Source organism: Burkholderia sp. AU18528, from assembly GCF_002223215.2.
Classification (GTDB): Bacteria; Pseudomonadota; Gammaproteobacteria; order Burkholderiales; family Burkholderiaceae; genus Burkholderia; species Burkholderia semiarida.
Genome location: NZ_NKFC02000004.1, coordinates 329,312 through 352,132, shown reverse-complemented (window position 1 = coordinate 352,132; position 22,821 = coordinate 329,312). Strand labels below are relative to the sequence as shown.

Genomic DNA, 22,821 nt, shown 5'->3' with positions numbered 1-22,821 from the left:
GAAAACGAGGAGGATATCGATCGTGGACACCGTCATCGATTCGCACCACCGCGCACCCGCCCGCGGCAGGGCCGATACGAATCGATGCGCGGCCTCTGAATCGGACATAAATGCTGCACCGCTGATGTGACCGGGGTCGCCCCGCCCCGGACACGGCCTCATGAAAGAAGACCGCCGTCGCCGGCATCGGGGGTTCAATCGGACGCGTGCCAAATTGTAACCGTGCCGGCTCGCGGCCTCCAAGCCGGGCGCCTCGAATAGCCGGGCCGACGGCGCTCGAACCGCTACTTGCAACCGAGCCGTACGCGTATGGGCCGCGACGGGCACGACAGCGATCAAGCCAGCAACGCATTCACCTTTTCGACGAGCGGCGCAATCATTCGCTCCCACCCATGCTCACGTTCGACGAAGGTGCGCGCTCGCGCCGCCATCTCTACCGACGCGGCCTCGTCGGCGACGAGTTGTTCGATGCAATCGACAAATTCCTCCGGCGTATCGGCGATCAACAGTTCCCGCCCCCCTTCAGCACCCAAGCCCTCATGGCCCAGCGACGTGGTAACGACGGGTAGCCCGAGCGCCATGTACTCGAGAATCTTGTTCTGCACTCCCGCGCCGATGCGCATCGGACATACGCCGATTGCGCCGTCTGACGCAGCTTGCGCAACCGACTCGACCCGGCCGGTCACTTCGACGCCGTCGTACGCGCGAAATCGTTCGGCGAGTGCAGGTACGATCGACCCCACGATCCGAAAACGATAGTCGGCACGCTGGCGCAGCAACGGCAACACGGCCCCGGCGAAAAAGTGACACATATCCTGGTTCTGGACCGTGCGCATGTCGCCGATGAAAATCACGACGCGGCTCGCCATGCTGCGCGGCGTGTACGGCAGGCCCGACAGGTCAACACCGTTCGAGCACACCATCACGTTCTTGCCCGACGCGCCGGGAAACAGGTAGTCGCGATCGGTTCTGGAAACCAGCACCGAGAGATCGAAGTCGTCGACGATCGTTCGCTCGTAGTCGAGCAGGCGCTTTGCCTCGATACCGAACACGCGCGACTTCAGCCCTCGTGCGTTCTTCAACTGCTTCACACGACTGTAGTTGAGCGAGATCGCGTCGGTCATTTCGAGGATGCGCGGCTTGTCCGACTTGCGTACATATTCGGCACAGCGCACGAGATGCACGAATACGCCATCATGCGACGGCAGCAATCTCGCCACCGCCGCCGCAAATGCACGGCTGCGGTAGTACGCGACCTGCAACGGCGTGCGGGTCGGCAACGCGAGCAGCGTATTGAGGTACGACAGCCGGCGAGGCAGGAAGACCCGTTCGACGCGGTCGAACACGCCGTCGTCCGGCAACACGGCATGCATTTCTTCGTCGGTCTCGCACATGCTCAGCAGCGTCAGCGAGTAATGGCGGGACAGCACGCGACAGAGATGGTAGATCCGCAGCTTGTCGCCGCCGATCACCGGATACGGAAACCGCGGCGTCAGCACCAGCAGTTTCTTCTTGTTCTGACTCATGACAGGCGGGCCCAGAAATCCTGAATCGATGGACGAACGGCAGACGCCGAATAGGTGCGCGCGCGGTCCATGCCGGCACCGACCGCCACGTCGAATCGCGTACTGTCGCCCCATACGTGGCGGATCTGTTCGGCCATGTCCTCGACCGAATAAGGATCGAACTGCAGGCCGCACTCGCCGACGATCTCGGGCATCGACGTCGTGTTGCTGCATGCGACCGGTGTACCGGACGCCATCGCTTCCAGCAATGGAATCCCGAACCCTTCGAACAACGACGCAAAGACGAACGCGCGGGCGTGGCGGTACTGCTGCCGCAGATCCTCTCGCGACACGTAGCCCAGCAGTTCGACGACGCCCCCCAGCCCAAGCGCATTCGCTCGCCCGAGAAAGTGCGCGTGATGGTCGGATTTGATCCCCGCGATCCTGAGCCGTGCGTCATCGCCCAGTGCGGGCCTCGCCATCGCGAAAGCCTGCAGCAAACGGTCAACGTTCTTGCTGGGCACTTCTCCCGCTACCGTGAACAGATACGGCTGGCGGGCAGGCCGACTGACCGGCGGCGCGAACCAGTCGTCCGAAATCGTGCACGGAATGACAGGGACGTCCGCCTCGCGCAACCCGAACCGCTCCATCAACTCTCGCTGTGTGAAGCGTGAGATGGTGAGCACGGCGTCGGCCCGGCGAACGAGCCGAGGCACCACTTGACGACGGTAAACCCGCCCAACGGTCTGATACAACGATCGCGCCGGCGGCAGCACATGCCACGGCTTCATGTAGATCAGGTCATGGACGACCGCGATCACCCGCGTGCTGCCCGTGGACCGCAGCGGCCCCGTGTTATACGGGCATAGCAGATAGTCGAGCTTCTGCTCACGGCACAAGCGCGGCAACTCGACCTGCTCCCACCACGGGAAGAAACCGTGACCGTCACTGACGAACGGCCACTCGTCGGCACTCACGCCGCTCGGCGCCAGACCCAGCACCGACGCGCTGACCGGTTCCACCAGTTGCCGGGCGAATCGCCCCATGCCGCGGTAGTTGCCTACCATCCAGGTGATATCCACCCCCAACTTCACGTGCTGCTCCTCATCCGGGCCGACTCGCAAGCGACGCGAACGCGGCCACCGAACGCGGGGAATCGTACAATCCGGCCGACCGACATCGATACCTCGTTGCACCCCGCCCGTTCGACAAACTGCCGACGTGCACCTGCCGAGACGGCGTACGCACCACGCGAAACCGACGCGACCATACCGAAACCGACGCTCACCCACGCCCCGCTTCGAACATCCAGCGCAACGTACTCTCCAGCGGAATGTCGTCGAGCTGCCCGATAGCGGCCTGCAACCGCGCACCGTTGCCCTGCAATCGGCGCACTTCGTTCGCACGTACGAACGCGGGGTTGACCTGGACGTCGATCGTGTAGCCGGCGATCTGCTCCATCATCGCGATCACCGCCTTCAGCGACACCGCCCGGCCCGAACAAACGTTGAACACGCCGCCAGCCGGCGCTTGTTCCAGAAGACGCCGATAGGCATCCACCACGCGCCGCACGTCGGAAAAATCTCGCTCGACATCGATATTGCCGAGTTCGATCACACGCTCGCCGCGCTGGAAATGGCCGACTATCTTCGGCAGCAGAAACTGCGGCGACTGCCCGACGCCCGTGTAGTTGAACGGACGCGCAACGACGATCGGCAGCTTGTCCTGCCACAGGCGCGCCAGGTATTCCATCGCCAGTTTGCTGACCGCGTAATCGTTCGCGGGATTCGGCTCGACGGATTCGTCAATGACCTCGACCGCCGCGTTGCCATAGATATTGGCGCTGCTCGCCAGCAGAATTGCTCGCGGACGATTTGCCAGACTCGCGAGCGCCTCCAGCAAATTCCGCGAGCCGACCACATTGGTGCGATAGATCGCGTCCGCATCACCGTGCGCGACGAATGACACCGCAGCGAGATGCGCGACCACGTCCGGCTGCACGTCCGCGACGACCTTTGCCAGCGCCGCCCGGTCGCACAGATCGACCCGGTACATGCCGGCTCCGGTCACCTCGGAGCCGTGCGTCGTGCCGAACACGCGATAGCCGGCCGCCTGCAACGACTTCGCGAGATAGTCGCCGGTGAAGCCGCCGAGCCCCGTCACCAGGGCGCGCGGCGTATCAGAACGAGAAGCCGCGTTCATTTCGGCGCAAATCTGCTTGAACCATCATCGCACACAGCTCCTCGAGCGTCGTCTTCGGCTCCCAGCCCAAGTTCTGCTTCGCCTTCTCGGGATTCCCGATCAACAGATCGACTTCGGCCGGCCGATGGAACTTCGGATTCACGCGAACCAGCGTCTTGCCGGTGGCGACATCAATACCGACTTCCTGATCGTCACTGCCCTTGAATTCGAGGTCGACACCCGTCGCCTTGAACGCCATGCTCACGAAATCGCGCACGGTCTCGGTACGGTTCGTGGCCAGCACGTACGTGTCCGGTTCGTCGGCCTGCAGCATGCGCCACATACCCTCGACATACTCCTTCGCGAAGCCCCAGTCGCGCTTCGCATCCATGTTGCCCAGTTCGAGTACGTCGAGCTGGCCGAGCTTGATCTTCGCGACGGAGTCGGTGATCTTGCGCGTGACGAATTCGCGGCCGCGCAGCGGCGATTCGTGGTTGAACAGGATCCCGCTGCAACCGAAGATGTCGTAGCTCTCGCGATAGTTCACCGTGATCCAGTGCGCGTACAGCTTCGCCACGCCATACGGGCTGCGCGGATAGAACGGCGTCGATTCGATCTGCGGAATCGCCTGCACCTTGCCGAACATCTCGGACGTGCTCGCTTGGTAGAAGCGGATCTTCGGATTGACGATGCGAATCGCCTCGAGCAGGTTCAGCGGCCCGATGCCGGTAATCTCGGCAGTCGTGACCGGCTGGTCGAAGGACACGCCGACGAAGCTCTGCGCGGCGAGGTTGTACACCTCCGTTGCCCCGGTCGTCTGAAGCAGGCGAATGCTCGCCGACAGATCGGTCAGGTCGTATTCGACCAGATGCAGGTTCGGATGCTTGGCAATGCCGAGCTCCTCGATGCGCCAGAAGTTCACCGAGCTGGTGCGGCGGTAGGTGCCGTAGACCGTGTAGCCCTTATCAAGCAGCAACTCGGCCAGATAAGCACCGTCTTGTCCCGTGATGCCAGTGATGATGGAAGTTTTCTTAGACATAATGATCCTACTTTAAGAATACGCTTCATCGCGCATGAGAATTTTTGCCAATTGGCGAGCACTCTGCGCCCAGGTCAGGAACGGCATACCGCGAGATGAAGGCTCCTGCTGCTGCGCTCGGAGCACCAGCCATGCCTCGATCTCGGTCGCCAGCTCACGCCCGTCTTGCGCGGAAAAATAGAATGCATGCTCGCCAGCCACTTCGCGAAACACCGGCAGATCGCGCGCGATGATCGCCAATCCATGTTGCGCGGCTTCGATCAGCGGCAAACCAAAGCCTTCACCATAGGACGCCGCAATCAGACACGAACTTGCCCCATAGATTTTCTCCAAATAGACGTCCGAGGCATTTTCCAGCCAGAACAAGTGGCGCCCCTGCTCCGTGTGCGCCCGCAGGCGGGCGACCAGGTCCTCCACCATCCAGCCCTGTCGCCCCACGACGACCAGATTGACGTTCTGATTGTCGCGCCACAGCTGCTCGAACGCATCAAGTACCTGAGCATGCCCCTTGCGGGGTTCCAGCGTCCCCACCATCAGGAACGTCGGGGCATTACGCAGGTGTTGAAGCATCTTGCTTCCGTCCCGCGGGATTTCCGAAGACGTCGCGAAATTTTCGATATCCGCCCCGAGATGGAACCAGTCGATCTCGAACGAGCGTGCGCGGTCCGGAGCGTGCGTTGCGAGCCATGACGACAAATCCGCCGCCACAGCCTGCGAAATGCACAACGCGCCATCGTTCTCCGCCACGACATCGAGCCATCCCGTAAACCCATCGGCCGCGCCAGGAACGAAGTACTGAGGGAGCAGCACGCAGAGCAGATCGTAGACGACAAACTTGACCTGCACACCCTGCAATCGCATGGTTTGATAAAACGCCCGCTGCGCTGGCACGACCCGCGGTTGCAGATCCAGACCGACGAATACGTCTCCTGCCGCATAGTCGATCGGCTCGTCCTGCAGCCAGCCGTCGTCGAACCCCATCAACCTCATCGTGAACTCACGCGCATAGCGATAGGAGTCCTTGGTCGTGGCGTACACCGGTTCCACCCGGAAGCCGTCGGGCGGAGAATCCAGCCATTCCTTCAGCAGATTGCGCACCACACGCTGGATCCCGCTTCTGGCGTCCACCTGCACGAGCTCGGAGATGTCGACCAACAATTGCCGCTTGTTGTTGCGCGGAACAAAGCTCCTCGCCGCGCTCAGCGCCCACGTGCGCAACTGGTCATCGCTGGCTTGACCGGCGCGAAGCGCGATTGCGCGAGACAATACGACCGGATTCGCATTCGCTTGGAGATAGAACCGCTCGACAGCGTCGCGATACTGTTGTGCACAAACGTCGGGCGCATGGGCGTTGACGATGATGTCCCGCGCGCGCGCGCCTATCCGTTGCCGGCGTGCCGGATCCGAGCGCAGCGTTTCCAGCGCCTCGACCAGTTGCTCGTCGGAAAACTCGTCGGGCAACATCCATACCGCCTCGCGATCCAGGTCTGCCATGCTTCCGTTGGCATTGACGATCGTCGCCTTGCCGTAATTCATGCAGTCCAGCACCGTCCCGGACGTCTCGCCGCGAGACAGCGTACGCAACTGCACGCCGACATCGACTGCCGCCAGATACCGCCGGAACATCTGCGCATCGGCCCAACCGGTGACGCGGACCCGATCTCCCATTTGCCGAATGGTGCGCGCGAGTTTCTCGCCATACTCGGTCGGCTGATTTTCCCCGACGAATATCAGATGACAGGCCCTATCGCGCGCGAGGGTCGATCGGCCCCACGCATCAAGCAGCCGGTGATTCAACTTGGACGGCCCGAGGCCGCCGAACGCGCACACCACGAAATCGTCCTTGCCGATCCCCAGCGCGTCGCGGGCATCCTCGCCATGCGACGCGATACGCGCATCGCGCATGTGAGGAATGACGGTCCAGTCTGCCACGTCCCCGCCGTACCAGCGACGGGCGAGCCGCAGTGAATTGGGAGAATGGACGATCACGCCGAGGCTCTTCTGGACCACGCCCAAGCTGCACGGGTACTCCCAGACAGCGTCCGCAATATCCGCGCTCAGATGTCGTGCCCGCAGGCCGACGTACCCGTGCGCGTCATACAGTGCCTTGGACCAAGCGTCGGAACGGTTCCCGTGAATGGCCATGTGCGCAAGCACGCCCGAGAGAAAGAAATCGTGCAGAACAACGACTCCCGGCACGGCTTCCAGCAGCGAAAACATGTACTCGTGGAATGACGAGTTGCCGAAATGATAGAGCACCCGATCGTACGAAGCCGCATGTTTGCGCAGCCACGCCGGCGTTTTGACCGAGACGGGCGCGAACTGGTCGAGCCGTATTTCCCGCGCTGCCTGCGCATCGACGATGACGTCGATATCGTAAAAGCGCGCCAGTTCCGGCAGCAATTCGGCGCTGTAGTCGGCGATCCCGGTGCGGGCCGGCGGCATCGGCGACACGTAGGCCAGTTTGGGCCGTTTCGACTGGACTTCCGGCTCGCGCGTTTCGGCGAGCCAAGCCCGACGCCGCCGCTCGATTGCATCGAGCGCACACCGCCCGCTGCGATCCCACGAGAACTTGCCCGCCTGACGCATCCCGTGTTCGATCAGTGCCTGACGATAACCCTCGTCCGTCAGGCCACGCTGCATGTGCTGCGCAATCGCGTCGTCGGATTTGGGATCGAACAGCGCCTCCTCCCAGCCAATCACCTCGGGAACGCTCGACGTATTCGCGCCGATGACGGGCGCGCCGCAACGCATCGCCTCCAGCACCGGCAAACCGAAACCTTCATGCCACGAAGGAAAGACGAACAAGCGGCACAGATTGTAGAGCGACAGCAAATCCTCGTCCGGCACAAAGCCCGTGCATACGACATCAGCCGCGTCCAGGCCGACTTGCCGGGCCAGGCGCGTCAATGCATCACGGCTAGCCGGTTGAATCGAACAAACGATCGCCAACTGGTGCGACTTCCTCAACTCGGACGGCAGCAATGCGAACGCGCGGATCATGCCTTCGACGTTCTTGCGGTGATCGATACCCCCCGTATAGAGCACGAACGGTTTCGTCAGCCCGTATTTGCTTCGCAACGCAGTTTCGCGCTCGGCAGAAATCTGCTCGGGACGGAACCATGCGTCGACATCGGCGGACATGTTGACCGACCACTCGGGCGAGAAATTCAGATGTTCGATCCCTTCCGAGCGAGACGATTCGGAAATGGCCAACCACAAATCCGCGCGTCGAAGATGTTCGATTTTCTCGAGGTACCAATCCTTGAAAAGAGGATTCTCCAGATAAGGCTTGGCATAGAGGTATGGAATCAGGTCGTACAGCGTGACGGCGACCGGGACGTTGGTCTGAAGCGCGTGAATGCTGGTGATCGAATCATCGCCGAAGCCTTCGAAAAAGCTGGCGATATAAATGAAGTCAGGCTTCAGGCTCGTCAGAAAGGCTTCATAGGTCAATTCGCTGGCGTGGCGACGCCAGCCATTGGCTTTATCCGCATGCGCGACGGGCGCTGCTGCATACCAGACGTGAATGTTCTCCGCCGGGAGCAATGCCTCGAACTGCTCGCGCAGGACCCGCGCGGACTCCTCGAACGCGCCATTCAGTGCAAGTACGATTTCGTGGTCGCCGCGATTCCGGATCATCGCCTTGACGATGGACTCGGTGTAACGACCCACGCCGCGATTGCGCGAATTGAGGCTTTGCGCCCCTTGCATGTCAACAACGATACGCATTATTCAGTATCCCCATGGTCCGGCGCGAACGCTGACTTGAGCGCCATGTACGCTTCGCGCGCGCGGGGTGTCAAACCGTCATCATCGATCGGCTTTCTCTGCATCGATTGCGCAGGCGCCCCCACGATGATCCGAACGAGCCTCTGCTTCACACCAGGCATCGCGCCCAGCGCTCGCACCGCCAATCGTCGCAGACGAGGGTTGCGATTGACGTACGCGACGCTTCGGAACAGCACACGCCTCACGCCGGATTTGCACGTCGCTTTCGCTCCGCGAGCGAACGTGACGGCGCTTCGCATGGGCGCTGTGACACGCCAAGACGTGCTGCCATAGACCGCCTGCAATCGCTCCGCGGCGTGCTGCGCGTCGTCCTGGACCCGCCTCAGTTCGCCGGTCACTTGCGCCAGATCGCCCCGGACACGGCCCAGGTCGCTGCGGATCTGCGCAAGCTCATCAACGGCCCGCATCAGTTCACGGCGGGTGCCGTCCACTTCTTCGCGAGTCAAGCCAAGTTCGCCATGAAGGCGTTCGATTTCGCTCTGGGTCTGTTGATGAAGGCGCCCGATTTCGCTCTGGGTCTGTTGATGAAGGCGCCCGATTTCGCTCTGGGTCTGTTGATGAAGGCGCCCGATTTCGCTCCGCGTCTGCTCGATCTGTTCAGCGGCATGCTCGTGCGCCCGGGCGGCCCCTGCCTCGAAACGCGCAGCAAGCTCGGCCAGCGACAGCCCGTAATCGGCATCGAATGCTGCGTCGAAAAATGCCGCGTCGGCTTCACCGCAGGATTTCTGGGCAACAATGGCGTAATCCGGACTGACACCGCCGAGCACATCCATAAGATGGGCCCGCGCCCCCTCTTCCTGCAACGCAGGGGACTCCTGCAGTCGAATTCGCTTGACCCTGGCAAATCCGGCATACTCGCCCACGAAACTCAGGAGTTCCGAAGGAATCGGACGAACGTGACTCGGATCCAGATAGAAATTGCAGCCCGCGACGACGATATTTTCGGGGTTCGGCGTCTCGAGGATCAAGAGACCGCCCGGCTTCAGTACGCGCAACGCTTCGCTGACGATTCGTCGAACTTGCTCAAACGACACATGCTCGACAACGTGAAACGCTGAAACGAGCGCGTGACTATTGGCGTCGAGCGCAGCAAGATACTCGATGGCATCGCCCTGAAATACCGACAGACCGCGCTCCCGACATGCTTCCAGCATGTCGCCATCGAGGTCCACGCCGATCGCGGCGAACCCCGACTCGCCCATCAACTCCAGCCATTCACCGCGACCGCAACCCAGATCGAACGCTTTTCCGCCCGGATAGAGCGTCGCAAGGGGTGCAATAAACGGCCGGTATTTCGCCAGCCGACTTTTGATCAGTTCCCTTGAGCCTCGATGCTGATCTTCAAACGCGCGATAAAAGCTATCCACTAAGACAAACTCCTCACCATCGTCCAGCAGCCAGGCCACATCGACGAAATTATCCACCACCGGCAAGTAGCACCGCGAGAAGCGCGGCTCCTGGATCAGGTTGACGTCACGGGTGAACGCGTTCCGGGCGCAGCCCAGCGCTTTCACGCATGTGCTCCACGGCAACTTGCCCGCACAACAGTGCGGCGATATGTCGACATCAGACCCGCGGCACGCCTGCGCCGCGAGCAGGCCATCGCTGGTCAAGAACGGCACAGCCGCGCCAAGCCGGAATTCCGAACCTGGACTGGAATTCCCGCTTGGCGCTTCACGCCATGAGCCCCGCTAGATCCGAAGGACTGGCGTCATTCCCGGCATCAAGCCCGGCCGTATACGTCTTCGAAGCGAACGATGTCGTCTTCGCCGAGATACTCGCCGCTCTGCACTTCGATCATCACGAGGTCCAGCACACCGGGATTCTCGAGGCGGTGCTTGTGACCGGCGGGAATGTAGGTGGATTCGTTGGTCCGAACGAAAATTTCCTGATCGCCGTTGACGACCTTGGCCATCCCGCACACGACGATCCAGTGCTCGCTGCGATGATGATGCATCTGCAAACTGAGGCTCGCGCCCGGCTTGACTTCAATGCGCTTGATCTTGAAGCGCGGGCCTTCCTCCAGCACCGTGTACGTGCCCCACGGGCGACTCACCGTGCGATGCAGTTTGTAGGCATCGTGATTCTGCTTCTTCAGGCGGGCTACCACCTGCTTCACGTCCTGCGCGCGATCCGGACTCGCGACCAGCAATGCGTCCGGCGTATCGATGATCATCAGATCGGTGACGCCAACCGCCGCGACGACACGATCCTGGCTCTGCACATAGGTGTTCCGGCTATCGACGAAGATCGCTTCGCCGACGGCCCGGTTGCTGTCCTGGTCCGGCACGGTCAGGTCGCGCACAGCGCCCCACGAGCCGATATCGCTCCAGCCGAAACTGGACGGCACGACCACAACCTTCGACGAACGCTCCATCACCGCATAATCGATCGAGATGTCGGGCATTTTCTGGAACGATTCGGCGGGAATCTCGAGCATCTGCGCCGAACCCTTGTCCGACTGCAGCGACGCCCAACATTCATCGGCGGCCGTCGCGACGTCCGGGGCATGACGAGCCATCTCGTCGAGAATCACACCGGCCTTGAAACAGAACATGCCCGAGTTCCACAGGTAGTTGCCGGCTGCGACATATTCGGCAGCCTTCACTGCGTCGGGTTTCTCGACGAAGCGCAGCGCCACGCGGCCGTCCCCGACGCGATCCCCCGCCTCGATGTAGCCAAAGCCCGTGTCCGGCCCCGTCGGCACGATGCCGAACGTGACCAGTTTGTCCTGCTTCGCAAGTTCGATCGCGCTCGCGACCGCAGCCGAGAAACCCTGCTGATCCTGCACCAGATGATCGGCTGCGAGCACCAACATCAGCGCGTCGCGCCCGTACTTGTCCGCAACGTGATGCGCCGCCATCGCCACCGCAGGCGCAGTGTTGCGACCGGTCGGCTCGAGCATGAATACACCGGACTGCTGATTGCCGAGCGCGGCATAGCCGAACTCGTCCTTGCTCATGAAGTAGTAGTCGCGGTTCGTGACCGTCAACAGTTCTCCACGCTCGGATTCCCCATCATTGCCGATCGCCGCTGCCGCCCGACGGTAGGTTTTCAGGAGCAAGCTTTCACCATCCGCAAGCTTCATGAACGGTTTGGGATGCCCTTCGCGGGAAACTGGCCACAGTCGGGTGCCAGCACCACCGGACAGGATGACGGGGATTAACATCGCATTCACTCCAGAAATTTAGTATCCGTTGGCAAGGTCGAGGCCTTCGCCATTTGCATCAGTACACCGCCGGCATCGGTGTCAGCCGGGTCGCATCGGACCGGGCCGAAAGGAGAATTATAGCCGGCGAACCACCTTCCCCGGAAACGGCCGGGGGCGCCCCGAACAACCACCGGGGAGGGCCGGGGCATTCCCGGGCGCCCGCAACCCGTCTCGCCCGGCGCGTCATTCGCTCAAGCACAGTTGCAATGCATCGCGCCAATCCGGCATCTGCAAGCCGAATGCCGCCGTCAGCTTCCCCAGTGCCATTCGCGAATTGGCCGGCCGCGTTGCGGCCGTCGGATAGTCATCCGAGGAAATCGGCACCACCCTCGGCGCGCGCGAAGCCATCACGATAGCGAATATCGCTTCGGCAAAGCCGCACCAGGAGGTCGCGCCGGCAGACGTAAAGTGGTAGATACCCGACTGGCGCGCCCACCAGTCGGCGTCAACCGATGCAACGCCCTGGGCGACGATGTGCGACGTCGCGGCAGCGATTGTCCTGGCCCAGGTCGGCGCGCCGACCTGATCCGCAACGACCCGCAACTCGGAGCGCTCGGCGCCCAGCCTCAGCATCGTCAGCAGGAAGTTGCTGCCACGCCGGCCATATACCCAGCTCGTGCGCAAGATCAAATGCGCACATCCGGTCGCCGCGATCGCGTGTTCGCCCTCGAGCTTCGTCGCTCCGTATGCATTCAGGGGATTCGTCGCGTCGGTTTCTACATACGCGCCCGCTTTCGCACCGTCGAACACATAATCGGTCGAGTAGTGAATCAGCGCGCCGCCGCTACGCGCCGCCTCCTCGGCAAATACGCGCGGCACGTCGACATTCAGGCGTCGCGCAAGCTCGATGTCGTTCTCTGCCTTGTCCACCGCCGTATAAGCGGCCGGATTCACGATCAGGGACGGCTTCAGATCCCTGACGAAAGCGCGCACACGATCGAGATCGGAAAGATCGAGCGTCGACCGGTCACACGGCACCACTCGGCCGAGCCCCTGGAGCGATCGCAACAATTCGAAACCAACCTGGCCGTTTACCCCGGTCACGAGAATCGTCGACTGCTGCCTCATATCCGGCCTCAAACGTACACCTCGGCTTCGCTGAGTCGTGCGCCCGCGGCATCCTTGGGCGCCAGCAATGGCGCCACATCGAGTGGCCATTCGATCCCGATCTCAGGATCGTTCCACACGATACAGCGCTCGTGCTCCGGGTACCAGTAATCGGTCGTCTTGTACAGGAACTGCGCAGTGTCGGACAGCACGACGAAGCCGTGCGCAAAACCGGGCGGAATCCATACCTGCCGATGGTTCTCGGCCGACAGCACGACGCCGACCCACTTGCCGAAATTCGGCGAGTGCTTGCGGATATCGACCGCGACGTCGAATACCTCGCCTTCCACGACGCGCACAAGTTTTCCCTGCGCGTGCCGAATCTGGTAGTGAAGGCCGCGCAGCACCCCCTTTGTCGAGCGCGAATGATTGTCCTGAAGGAATTCGACGCCCGCCGCCACGTGTTCCGCGAAGTCGCGCGCGTTGAAGCTCTCATAGAAATGGCCACGCGCATCGCCGAACACCTTCGGTTCGATGATCTTGACTTCCGGCAGCGCCGTTGCCGTTACTTGAATTGCCATGCGACCTGATCCAAAAGAACGTGTTCGAGATAGCGCCCGTAGCCGTTCTTCGCCAGCGGCACGGCAAGCTTGCGCAACTGATCCGCGTCGATCCACTGTCTGCGATAGGCGATCTCTTCGGGACAGGCAACAACGAGCCCCTGACGCTTCTGCAACGTCGCGATGAACGTTGCCGCATCGATCAACGAATCGTGCGTGCCGGTATCGAGCCAGGCATAGCCGCGCCCCATGATCTCGACGTCGAGCTTGCCATCGGCGAGATAGCGTGAATTCACGTCAGTGATCTCGAGTTCGCCACGCGCGGATGGCTTGATATCGGCGGCGATGTCGCACACCTGATTGTCGTAGAAGTACAAGCCTGTCACCGCATAATTCGAGCGCGGCACGGCTGGCTTTTCCTCGATGGACAGCGCGCGAAATTGCGTGTCGAATTCGACGACGCCGTAACGCTCGGGATCCTGCACGTGATATGCGAACACAGTCGCGCCCGACTCCTTCGCGTCCGCCCGCTCCAGTTTTTTCGCCAGATCGTGCCCGTAGAAAATGTTGTCACCGAGAATCAGCGCCGACGGATCGTTGCCGATGAATTCCCTGCCAATGATGAATGCCTGCGCGAGCCCGTCCGGTGACGGCTGCACCGCGTAGCGGATATTCATCCCCCATTGACTGCCATCGCCAAGCATCGCCTCGAAGCGCGGCGTATCCTGCGGCGTCGAAATGATGAGTACGTCGCGGATCCCGGCCACCATCAGCGTGGACAGCGGATAGTAGATCATCGGTTTGTCGTAGACCGGCAGGAGCTGCTTCGATACGACATGCGTGATCGGATACAGTCGCGTGCCGGAACCGCCCGCGAGAATGATGCCTTTACGTGCCATCGGCCATGCCCTCAAGTGCGTTGCGCGTAATTCGTCTCGACCCACTTGCGATATTCGCCCGATACGACATCGTCAACCCAAGCCTGATTGTCGAGATACCAGCGTACCGTCTTCGCCAGCCCCGTCTCGAACGTCTCCACCGGCTTCCACCCCAGTTCGCGTTCGAGCTTGTGCGCGTCGATCGCATAGCGGCGATCGTGGCCTGGACGATCCGTCACGTAGGTGATCTGGTCACGATAGGAACCCGTCGCCTTCGGACGCGCGCTGTCGAGCAGGTCGCACAGCGTATGCACGACGTCGAGATTCTTCTTCTCGTTCCAGCCACCGACGTTGTACGTCTCGCCCGGGACGCCACGCGCAAGTATCTCGCGGATGGCACTGCAATGATCGCCGACGTACAGCCAGTCGCGCACGTTCTGGCCGTCGCCGTAGATCGGCAGCGCCTTGCCCGCAAGCGCGTTCGCAATCATCAGCGGAATCAGCTTCTCGGGAAACTGATATGGGCCATAGTTGTTCGAGCAGTTCGTCGTCAGCGTCGGGAGGCCGTACGTATGGTGATAGGCACGCACCAGATGATCGGAGCCGGCCTTTGTCGCCGAGTACGGGCTGTTCGGCGCGTATGGTGTCGTTTCGGAGAATTGCGGATCGGTCGGGGATAGCGAGCCGAATACCTCGTCGGTCGACACGTGCAGGAAGCGAAATCCGGCCTTGTCGGCATCACTCAGCCCGCTCCAGTGCGCGCGCGCCGCGTCGAGCAGCGTAAACGTGCCGACCACATTGGTCTGCACGAAATCGGCAGGGCCATGGATCGAACGATCGACGTGGCTTTCGGCGGCGAAGTGCACGACCGCACGCGGCTTGTGTTCGGCAAACAGTGCGTCGAGCGCGGCGCGATCGCAAATATCGACACGCGCAAATACGTGCTTCGGATTATCGATCAGCGACTGCAGCGTGCGCAGATTGCCCGCATAGGTCAGCTTGTCGACATTGAGCACGGGTTCGTCGTGGTGGTGTAGCCAGTCGAGAACGAAGTTGGCACCGATAAAACCCGCACCGCCCGTCACCAGAATCATGGGACTCCCTCTAGAAATGTGCGGCACGCCCGGTCGGGGCGCTCGTCGCATGACATATCACGGGTGGCAACGCCCGAGCCTCGTCAGGCCCGGATTTTAACCGGTCACCGTAGGTATCAAAGTCAAGAAATGCGAATTTTGCGACGGACCGGCGATTATAAGAAGTACCCCGGCGCAAGGGCCATGCCATTAACAACTCGAAACAACGCTCCGGCCCCACCGCAACGCCCAAAAAATCCTGCATAATCATGCAGTTAAGGCGAATATATCGTGCTCCAACGGGGTCGATCCAGCCGGACGCACAATCACGAAATGATACGTGCCATGCCTTCGGAGTCGTACTGCCGCAGGCCCCACGCGACCCCGTGCGCACTCCGACGCGTCCCAATGTTCTCGTGTTTTTTCGGGGAAGCGGATCCCTACTGCCGCGCACTATCGAGACAAGCACGGCGATGTGAACCGGCGATGACGCGTGCATGCAGCCGAGCACGTTTGGAGTTCCCCGGAACATAATGAGATAATTATCGTTTCAAGGATGGCCTGCAACGCATCATGCGGATCAGACATCCTCGTCGCATTTCTGACGCAGGCATGCCACCGAACTGGTCGTCGGACACGCCAACCCGGAACATCGGATGCATTCCCGCACGACTCACTTTGAAGTTTGAAGTTCCAGACACGCCGGATCGGGATTCCCCAATGAAAAAAAATCTGAGGCTTGGCGCTGATGTCGGCGTTGCCTTTGCATCGACAACGAAACGAGACGCGCGCGCCCATCAGCACGAGGCGACGGCGACAGGAAACGCGCCCCCGGCCTCCGCTCATCCGGGCGAAAGCGACGCCATCGCGTCGACGCATCCAACGCATACCAGCATCCGGCAACAGGTGAAGAAACTGCTGCGCCCGCTGGCGCAAATCACGTACAGGCTTCTCAAACCCGCTATCCGCCCCATCGCGCTCAGGGCGCGCCGGTATCTGATGGCTGAATTGCAGCAGGACTTCCGCCAGGAAATTCAGAACTCCCTGTCGGCAAACCTGACCAAGCTGCAGGAGATTCGCCACCAGCTCTTGCAGGATGCATTCGCCTCCCAGTCGGCGATCCATCACGCTCAATCTGCAATTCATCAGGAATTGCAGAAAGCGACCGCTCATATGGTGCAGGAGCTTCAGAAGGCGCAAGCGTCGATTCAAGGGGATGTACTGACGACCCGGCAGGCGCTCACCCACGAAATTCGACAGGCAACGTCGACGACCGCACAGGAATTCCGGGACACGCAGGTCCCCCTTCGCCAGGAAATCGTTGCTGCGCATCAGAAGGCGCTCGAGTCCCATAGTCTGACCCATCTCGAAACCCAACAAGCGGTGTCCGAAACGACGCAACGGCTTGACGAGTGGTTTGCCAACATCAATCCCAAGCTGGACCGTATCGAGATTTACAGCCACGCAACGGCTCGCCGAGTCGCCGTCAACTGCGGCAATGGTGCCGTGCTTGTCAGAACCGAAGCCGGCTTCGCGCTTTGCGCCGAGAACGATCACGCGCTTCTTGCCTCCCTGCTCGAGACCGGCGAATTGGAACGCGGTACACGACTGCTCATCGAAAAGCTTGTCGAGCCAGGAAACTGTTTCATCGACGTGGGCGCAAATATCGGACTCCATACGCTTGCCGCAGCGCGATCGATGCAAGGTCAAGGAAAGATTATTGCATTCGAGCCGTTCGGGCCGACCAAAGCACTGCTCGAACGGTCCGTGTGGATGAACGGGTTTGCGTCGCTGGTGGAGATTCATCAAGCCGCCGTCTCAAACGAAACCGGACATCACAAACTGTTTCTCGGTGCGACGAGCGGCCACCACTCCCTTTTCCCGCTTGACGAACGCACGAGCACGGATACCGAGCCGGTCGAAGTCTCCGTGGTCAAGATAGACGACATCGTTCCGGCCACACAAAAGGTCGATCTTCTGAAAATCGACGCGGAAGGCGCCGAACTCCAAGTCATCGAATCCGCAGCCGGACTCATCGAGCGCAATACGGAACTCGCGATCATCGTCGAATTCGGCCCGGCGCACCTCAAGCGAACAGGCATCGCGCCCGGCGACTGGTTGAATGCCTTTGCGGCGCACGGCTTGCAATATCGAGCAATCAATAGTGTTTCCGGCGTGCTGGAGCACTGGACCATCGAAAATCTGCTTGCCTGTGATTCGATCAATTTGCTTTTCAGCCGAAAGAATTCGGGCGTTTGGGAAAGGTTGGACGCATGACGCAGGAAATTGTTGTCGTTGGGGCCGGAGGGCATGCGAAAGTCTGCATCGAACTGCTGCAGGCGGCTGGCGAACGCGTGGCTTACTGCATTGGTGGAGCCGACAGTCCGGAACAATGCGTCGGTGTTCCTGTGCTGAAGGGCGACGAGAATCTAGAGACGCTGAGGCACGAAGGTTACGCGCGCGTATTCATCGCCATTGGCGCCAACAGGCTCCGAGACCGCCTGGCGACACTGGCGCTGCGCCACGGTTACACGCTCGTCAATGCGATCAGCCCGTCGGCGACGATTTCGCCGAGCGCGACGATCGGTTCGGGTATAGCAATCATGGCCGGCGCCGTGATCAACGCAGAGGCAAGCATCGGTGACCTGTCGATCGTGAATACGGGTGCCACGATCGATCACGATTGCCGGATCGGACGCGCGGTGCATGTCGCGCCTCAAAGCGCGCTGGCCGGCAACGTCGTAGTCGGCGATTACACATTTCTCGGCATCGGTACCAAGGTCATTCCGGAAATCGTCATTGGCGAGCGAGCTGTCATCGGCGCTGGCGGCGTTGTGGTTAGCAATATTTCCGAGGGTTGCACGGCCGTTGGCGTGCCCGCCAAACAAATAAAGTAACAGGAATATTCATATGCAGCGAATCATGGTAGCTCAGCCGAAGATGGCCGGAAACGAGCGCAAGTACGTTCTCGATTGCCTCGATACGAACTGGATTTCCTCGAACGGAAAATACATTCCGGCGTTCGAAGAGGCATTTGCGAAATTTTGCGGCGTCAAGCACGCGATTGCGGCAAACAACGGTACGACTGCCCTTCACCTCGCGCTGGTCGCTCTCGGCCTGCAGCCCGGTGACGAAGTGATCATCCCGACGGTCACTTATATCGCCACTGCCAACGCCGTTCGCTATTGCGGCGCGACCCCGGTGCTCGTCGACGTTAGCGCCGACACGATGAATATCGATCCAAACGACATCGAACGCAAAATCACCGCTCGGACCAAGGGCATCATTCCCGTCCATTTGTACGGTCACCCGGCCGAAATGGATGCCGTCAACGAGATCGCGAAAAAACATGGCTTGTGGGTCGTCGAGGATGCCGCCGAAGCCCATGGCGCGGAAGTGCGCGGCAAGCGTGTCGGTAGCCTCGGAACCTGCGCGACCTTCAGCTTCTTCGGCAACAAGATCATTACGACCGGCGAAGGCGGCATGGTCACCACCGACGACGACGAGCTTGCAGCGAAATTGCGCCTGTATCGCGGCCAAGGAATGGACCCCACGCGCCGCTACTGGTTCCCCGTCGTGGGCTACAACTATCGGATGACCAACATCCAGGCAGCAATCGGGCTGGCGCAGATGGAAGGCATCGACAATGCGCTCGCCGAGCGCGAACGCCTGGCAGGCTGGTACAACGAAGCCCTGAATGAACTGCGCGACAAGCTCGTCCTGCCGTCCGAAGCTTCTTGGGCCAAGCAGGTGTTCTGGATGTACAACGTGTTCTTGCGCGAAGGCGACGAGCACAAGCGGGATTACGTGATGCGATGCCTCGACGAAATGGCCATCGAAACGCGCCCGGTGTTTTACCCGATGCATGTGCTGCCGCCTTACATGGAGGAGTCGACCTATCCGATCGCTGATCTATGGTCGCAGCGCGGCATCAATCTGCCGACGCATCAGGATTTAACGCGGGCCGACGTGCAACGCATTGCCGACAGCCTGCAGCAGGTTCTTGCCGACTGATGAAGATTGCGCTTGTTTCGTCTTTCGTGCCATTCGTCAATGGCGGCTACAGAAACATCGTCGAGTGGCTTCAGATCATGCTCGAAAGGCAAGGACATCGCGTCGAGCGCGTCTATCTGCCGGAGACAGATGCTCCAGATCTGCTGTTCAAACAGATGATGGCCTATCGGTGGATCGACTTGGACGCAGCTGACCGGATCATCTGTTTCCGGCCGCAAGCGCATCTGATTCCCCATCGGCACAAGATCGTATGGTTTATCCATCACCTGCGCGCATTCTATGATCTGTGGGATTCGCCGTACCGGGGCTTCCCGGATGATCAAAAGCATCTGGGCATGCGCGACGCGCTACGACAGGTCGACGACGCGGGTCTGAGAGAAGCCAAGGCGGTCTTCACGAACAGTCGCGTCGTATCCGAACGCCTGGACAAGTACAACAACGTCCCGAGCGAAATCCTGTACCCGCCGGTATTCGAGCCGGAACGGTTCCACTGCGCGGATTATTCGAACGATATCGTGTGTATCTGCCGAATCGAACATCACAAGCGGCAGCACCTGCTGATCGAAGCGATGCAATACGTCACCACGCCCGTCCGGCTGCGCCTTTATGGCAAAAGTGGATCGCAAGGCTACGCAGACGACCTCCGGCGAACCATTTCCGCTCTGGCTCTTGACGAAAAGGTACTGCTGGAAGATCGCTGGATTTCCGAGGAGGAAAAGATCGAGCAACTGGCCCATTGTCTCGCTGCAGCCTATATCCCGGTTGATGAGGATTCGTACGGCTATCCGAGCGTCGAGGCCAGTCACGCCGAGAAGCCTGTCTTGACGGTGTCCGATTCCGGCGGCGTGCTGGAGTTGGTACAAGACAACATCAATGGTTATGTGGCAGATCCCGATCCCAAAGCACTCGCGGAAGCGATGGATCGGCTTTATCTCGATCGAAACAAAACGATTCAAATGGGGAAAGCGGCACCCAAACGCCTGAAGGCGCTCAACATTTCGTGGGAACACGTGCTCCAAAGGTTGCTCGCATGAAGGTGCTCGTCGTCAACAATATGGCCCCGTTCGTCTGGGGTGGTGCGGAAGAGTTGGCTGCGCATCTGCAGCGAAACCTGGTGATTGCCGGCCACGAAGCCGAAGTGCTCCGCATCCCGTTCCGATGGGAACCTGCAACGCGTATTCCGTCGCAGATGCTGATGGTGCGGGCGTTCGAATTGTCGAATGCGGACCACGTCATCGCACTCAAATTTCCGGCGTACCTGATTCGCCACCACCGGAAGTCGCTTTGGCTGCTGCATCAATACCGGCAGGCGTATGACCTGTTCGATGCAGGCCAGACCAATCTCCCGCCCGGCCCGGAAGGTGACGCATTGCGCGAAATGATCCGCAATGCCGATAACGAAAGCTTTGCGGAAAGCCGCCACATCTTCACGAACTCTGCGGTGACTCAACGTCGGCTCAAGCAGTACAACGGCTTCGACGCTGAAGTCCTGCTTCCACCCGTCAATGATCCTGAGATGTTTCCCGGAGGCGAGCCCGGTGGCTACGTATTCGCAGGTGGCCGCGTAAACGACATGAAGCGTCAGTATCTCCTCCTCGAAGCGCTCGCGAAAACCGACCGTGGAGTACGGCTGATCATCGCCGGTCCGCCGGACGCGCCGGCCGACGGCACGCGCCTGCATCAACTCGTCGAGCGGCTTGGCCTGTCGGATCGCGTCAAGCTCGACTTGCGTTTCCTGCCGCGCGACGTGTATGCCACTTACATCAACGAGGCCTCGGCCGTGGCCTATCTGCCATTCGACGAAGATTCGCTGGGTTACGTTGCCATGGAAGCCGCGACGGCCGGCAAGGCGCTGATCACGACCGACGATAGCGGCGGTATTCTAGGGCTCGTCAAGCACAACGAGACGGGGTGGGTTGCGCAACCCGAGGCCGCCTCGCTCGCAAGCGTCATGCACGCTGTCGTTCAGAACGCCGCACGAGCACACACTTATGGACAGGCAGCCAAGGCGTTGTGGGAAAGCATGGGCGTGAATTGGCCGCAAACCGTGGAGGCGCTCCTGCAATGAAGCTATTGATCTTCACGCCGACGATCAAACGCTCGGCAATTGGTCGCATGGCGTCGTTGGTTGTTCGTCAGCTCGTTGCGCAAGGTCACGAAGTCAGCGTTGTGCAAACGGAATCGGTCCGGTTTCTGGATCTTCCGACGCACGAATTCAACGCGCCACTTATTGCGTGGAACGAATTCACGAGCGTACAGCAGGCCACTGCGTCGGCGGATATGTGCGTCTACCAGATCGGCAACAGCTACGATTTTCATGAGGGTTGCCTACACTGGATATCGAAGGCGCCGGGTATCGTATGCCTTCACGATTTTTACCTCGGACATCTGTTTTACGGCTGGGCGCAGTCACACCTACCAGAGGCCAATGCCGTCCTGAAGAACTGGTACGGTGAAGCGATTGCCGCGCGCTTCTTCGCCTACACCAACGGCGACGCGTTCATCGACGCCACGTGCGAAGACTCGCCGATGACCGAATGGATCTGCTCGATGGCGCTCGGCGTCGTCACTCACAGTTCGTGGGGATGCGATCGCGTGCTGAAAGCGTGCTCGGGGCCTGTCAGCGTGTCAGCACTCCCTTATGATGCGCCGGCTGCTCAGACCGAACGGCACCCGCATCACAAGGACTGTGGGCGCGTGCAAGTCCTGACCATCGGGCACGTCAATTCGAACAAGCGTGTCGAAAGCGTTATCACGGCGATTGGCGCGAGTGCAACGCTCCGAAACAACATCACTTACAAGCTCGTGGGCCATGTTCAGCCAGAGATAGTGCTGTCGCTGTCTCGTATGGCCAGAAGCCACGGTGTGAATCTGGTGATCGTCGGAGAAGTCGATGATGCTGTGCTCGCGCAAACGATCGCCGAGAGCGACGTCGTCAGTTGCTTGCGCTGGCCGACGCTCGAAGCAGCATCTGCGTCCGCGATCGAGGCAATGCTCTATGGAAAAGCCGTCATCTGTACCGATGCCGGCTTCTATTCTGAGATTCCCGACGAGTACGTGCTGAAGGTATCGGTCAAGAATGAAATTAACGACATTTCGTCCAGCTTGACCGCCTTGATCCGCGATCGGGAAAAAATCAGGACAATTGGCAAAAAAGCGCAGCTTTGGGCCACCGATACCTTCTCGGCAGCCGCCTACGCGCGGTCGCTAGCGGACATGACGCGGCGCGCGCTCGCCGCGAAACCGGTCATCGACGCATGCCATTCGATCTCGGAAATTGCGGGGCGCTGGTCAGCGACGATTGCGAATCCGCTACGCGAAGAAGATCTGGCGACACTGGAGATTTTCAGCGGACGCAGATCGGCGGAGGTCGCACCTGCATGGAGCGTGCCGCAAGCCAACGGTTTGCAACTCACCTGAACTGTCGTTGCGGGTTCGCGCCCGCAACGAACGATACATCCCGGTTTATCCGCCCAGCGGTTGATTTATGCATCCTGGCTCGCCATTAAAGCATGCGAGCC

17 protein-coding genes are annotated in these 22,821 nt (G+C 60.6%); 6 read left to right on the top strand and 11 right to left on the bottom strand.

From position 1 onward, the window contains the following. Nucleotides 1–335: 335 nt before the first annotated feature. The 11 genes from CFB52_RS04235 to rfbB all read right to left on the bottom strand — a co-directional run bounded on the left by CFB52_RS04235 (nucleotide 336) and on the right by rfbB (nucleotide 15,307). Complete coding sequence (locus CFB52_RS04235) at nucleotides 336–1,640, bottom strand: glycosyltransferase family 4 protein (protein WP_257219957.1); 1,305 nt, start codon at nucleotides 1,638–1,640, stop codon at nucleotides 336–338. Continuing rightward, entirely contained in the window at nucleotides 1,523–2,587 is a 1,065-nt protein-coding gene (locus tag CFB52_RS04230) for a glycosyltransferase family 1 protein (protein WP_226093714.1), read from the bottom strand. Before CFB52_RS04230 ends, CFB52_RS04235 begins: the two co-directional genes overlap by 118 nt. A gap of 202 nt (nucleotides 2,588–2,789) precedes the next feature. Next, nucleotides 2,790–3,707, bottom strand: coding sequence for an NAD-dependent epimerase/dehydratase family protein (locus tag CFB52_RS04225; RefSeq protein WP_099316130.1), 918 nt, complete (start codon nucleotides 3,705–3,707; stop codon nucleotides 2,790–2,792). Next, nucleotides 3,685–4,725 (bottom strand): GDP-mannose 4,6-dehydratase, encoded by a 1,041-nt coding sequence (gene gmd, locus CFB52_RS04220; RefSeq protein WP_099316129.1) that lies wholly within the window; start codon nucleotides 4,723–4,725, stop codon nucleotides 3,685–3,687. Before gmd ends, CFB52_RS04225 begins: the two co-directional genes overlap by 23 nt. Before the next feature lie 12 nt (nucleotides 4,726–4,737). After that, entirely contained in the window at nucleotides 4,738–8,457 is a 3,720-nt protein-coding gene (locus CFB52_RS04215; RefSeq protein ID WP_099316128.1) for a glycosyltransferase, read from the bottom strand. Next, nucleotides 8,457–10,031 (bottom strand): methyltransferase domain-containing protein, encoded by a 1,575-nt coding sequence (locus CFB52_RS04210; protein WP_257219956.1) that lies wholly within the window; start codon nucleotides 10,029–10,031, stop codon nucleotides 8,457–8,459. Before CFB52_RS04210 ends, CFB52_RS04215 begins: the two co-directional genes overlap by 1 nt. A gap of 209 nt (nucleotides 10,032–10,240) precedes the next feature. Continuing rightward, the gene (locus CFB52_RS04205) at nucleotides 10,241–11,686 is read right to left on the bottom strand and encodes a mannose-1-phosphate guanylyltransferase/mannose-6-phosphate isomerase (protein ID WP_059574198.1); all 1,446 of its coding nucleotides are present in this window, start codon (nucleotides 11,684–11,686) and stop codon (nucleotides 10,241–10,243) included. Between the two features lie 225 nt (nucleotides 11,687–11,911). Then, nucleotides 11,912–12,796 (bottom strand): dTDP-4-dehydrorhamnose reductase, encoded by an 885-nt coding sequence (rfbD, locus tag CFB52_RS04200; protein WP_099316127.1) that lies wholly within the window; start codon nucleotides 12,794–12,796, stop codon nucleotides 11,912–11,914. A gap of 8 nt (nucleotides 12,797–12,804) precedes the next feature. Beyond that, complete coding sequence (gene rfbC, locus CFB52_RS04195; RefSeq protein ID WP_099316126.1) at nucleotides 12,805–13,356, bottom strand: dTDP-4-dehydrorhamnose 3,5-epimerase; 552 nt, start codon at nucleotides 13,354–13,356, stop codon at nucleotides 12,805–12,807. Continuing rightward, the gene (rfbA, locus tag CFB52_RS04190) at nucleotides 13,341–14,234 is read right to left on the bottom strand and encodes a glucose-1-phosphate thymidylyltransferase RfbA (protein ID WP_059574201.1); all 894 of its coding nucleotides are present in this window, start codon (nucleotides 14,232–14,234) and stop codon (nucleotides 13,341–13,343) included. The genes rfbC and rfbA overlap by 16 nt, the downstream gene beginning before the upstream one ends. Nucleotides 14,235–14,245: 11 nt before the next feature. Beyond that, the gene (gene rfbB, locus CFB52_RS04185; RefSeq protein ID WP_059574202.1) at nucleotides 14,246–15,307 is read right to left on the bottom strand and encodes a dTDP-glucose 4,6-dehydratase; all 1,062 of its coding nucleotides are present in this window, start codon (nucleotides 15,305–15,307) and stop codon (nucleotides 14,246–14,248) included. Nucleotides 15,308–16,006: 699 nt separating this feature from the next. Between rfbB and CFB52_RS04180 the strand changes: the two genes are divergently transcribed. Genes CFB52_RS04180 through CFB52_RS04155 form a run of 6 tightly spaced genes read left to right on the top strand, consistent with a single transcriptional unit; the run spans nucleotide 16,007 to nucleotide 22,720 of the window. Then, nucleotides 16,007–17,563 (top strand): FkbM family methyltransferase, encoded by a 1,557-nt coding sequence (locus CFB52_RS04180; protein WP_180278190.1) that lies wholly within the window; start codon nucleotides 16,007–16,009, stop codon nucleotides 17,561–17,563. Beyond that, nucleotides 17,560–18,183 carry an acetyltransferase gene (locus CFB52_RS04175; protein ID WP_089464591.1) on the top strand — a complete coding sequence of 208 codons (624 nt, stop codon included), beginning with the start codon at nucleotides 17,560–17,562 and terminating at the stop codon, nucleotides 18,181–18,183. Before CFB52_RS04180 ends, CFB52_RS04175 begins: the two co-directional genes overlap by 4 nt. Nucleotides 18,184–18,196: 13 nt before the next feature. Then, a complete protein-coding gene (locus CFB52_RS04170) occupies nucleotides 18,197–19,300 on the top strand; it encodes a DegT/DnrJ/EryC1/StrS aminotransferase family protein (protein WP_099316124.1) in 1,104 nt (367 codons plus the stop codon). After that, nucleotides 19,300–20,334 (top strand): glycosyltransferase family 4 protein, encoded by a 1,035-nt coding sequence (locus tag CFB52_RS04165; RefSeq protein WP_099316123.1) that lies wholly within the window; start codon nucleotides 19,300–19,302, stop codon nucleotides 20,332–20,334. Before CFB52_RS04170 ends, CFB52_RS04165 begins: the two co-directional genes overlap by 1 nt. After that, entirely contained in the window at nucleotides 20,331–21,368 is a 1,038-nt protein-coding gene (locus CFB52_RS04160; RefSeq protein ID WP_099316122.1) for a glycosyltransferase family 4 protein, read from the top strand. The genes CFB52_RS04165 and CFB52_RS04160 overlap by 4 nt, the downstream gene beginning before the upstream one ends. Continuing rightward, nucleotides 21,365–22,720 (top strand): glycosyltransferase, encoded by a 1,356-nt coding sequence (locus tag CFB52_RS04155; RefSeq protein WP_099316121.1) that lies wholly within the window; start codon nucleotides 21,365–21,367, stop codon nucleotides 22,718–22,720. The genes CFB52_RS04160 and CFB52_RS04155 overlap by 4 nt, the downstream gene beginning before the upstream one ends. Nucleotides 22,721–22,821: the final 101 nt, after the last annotated feature.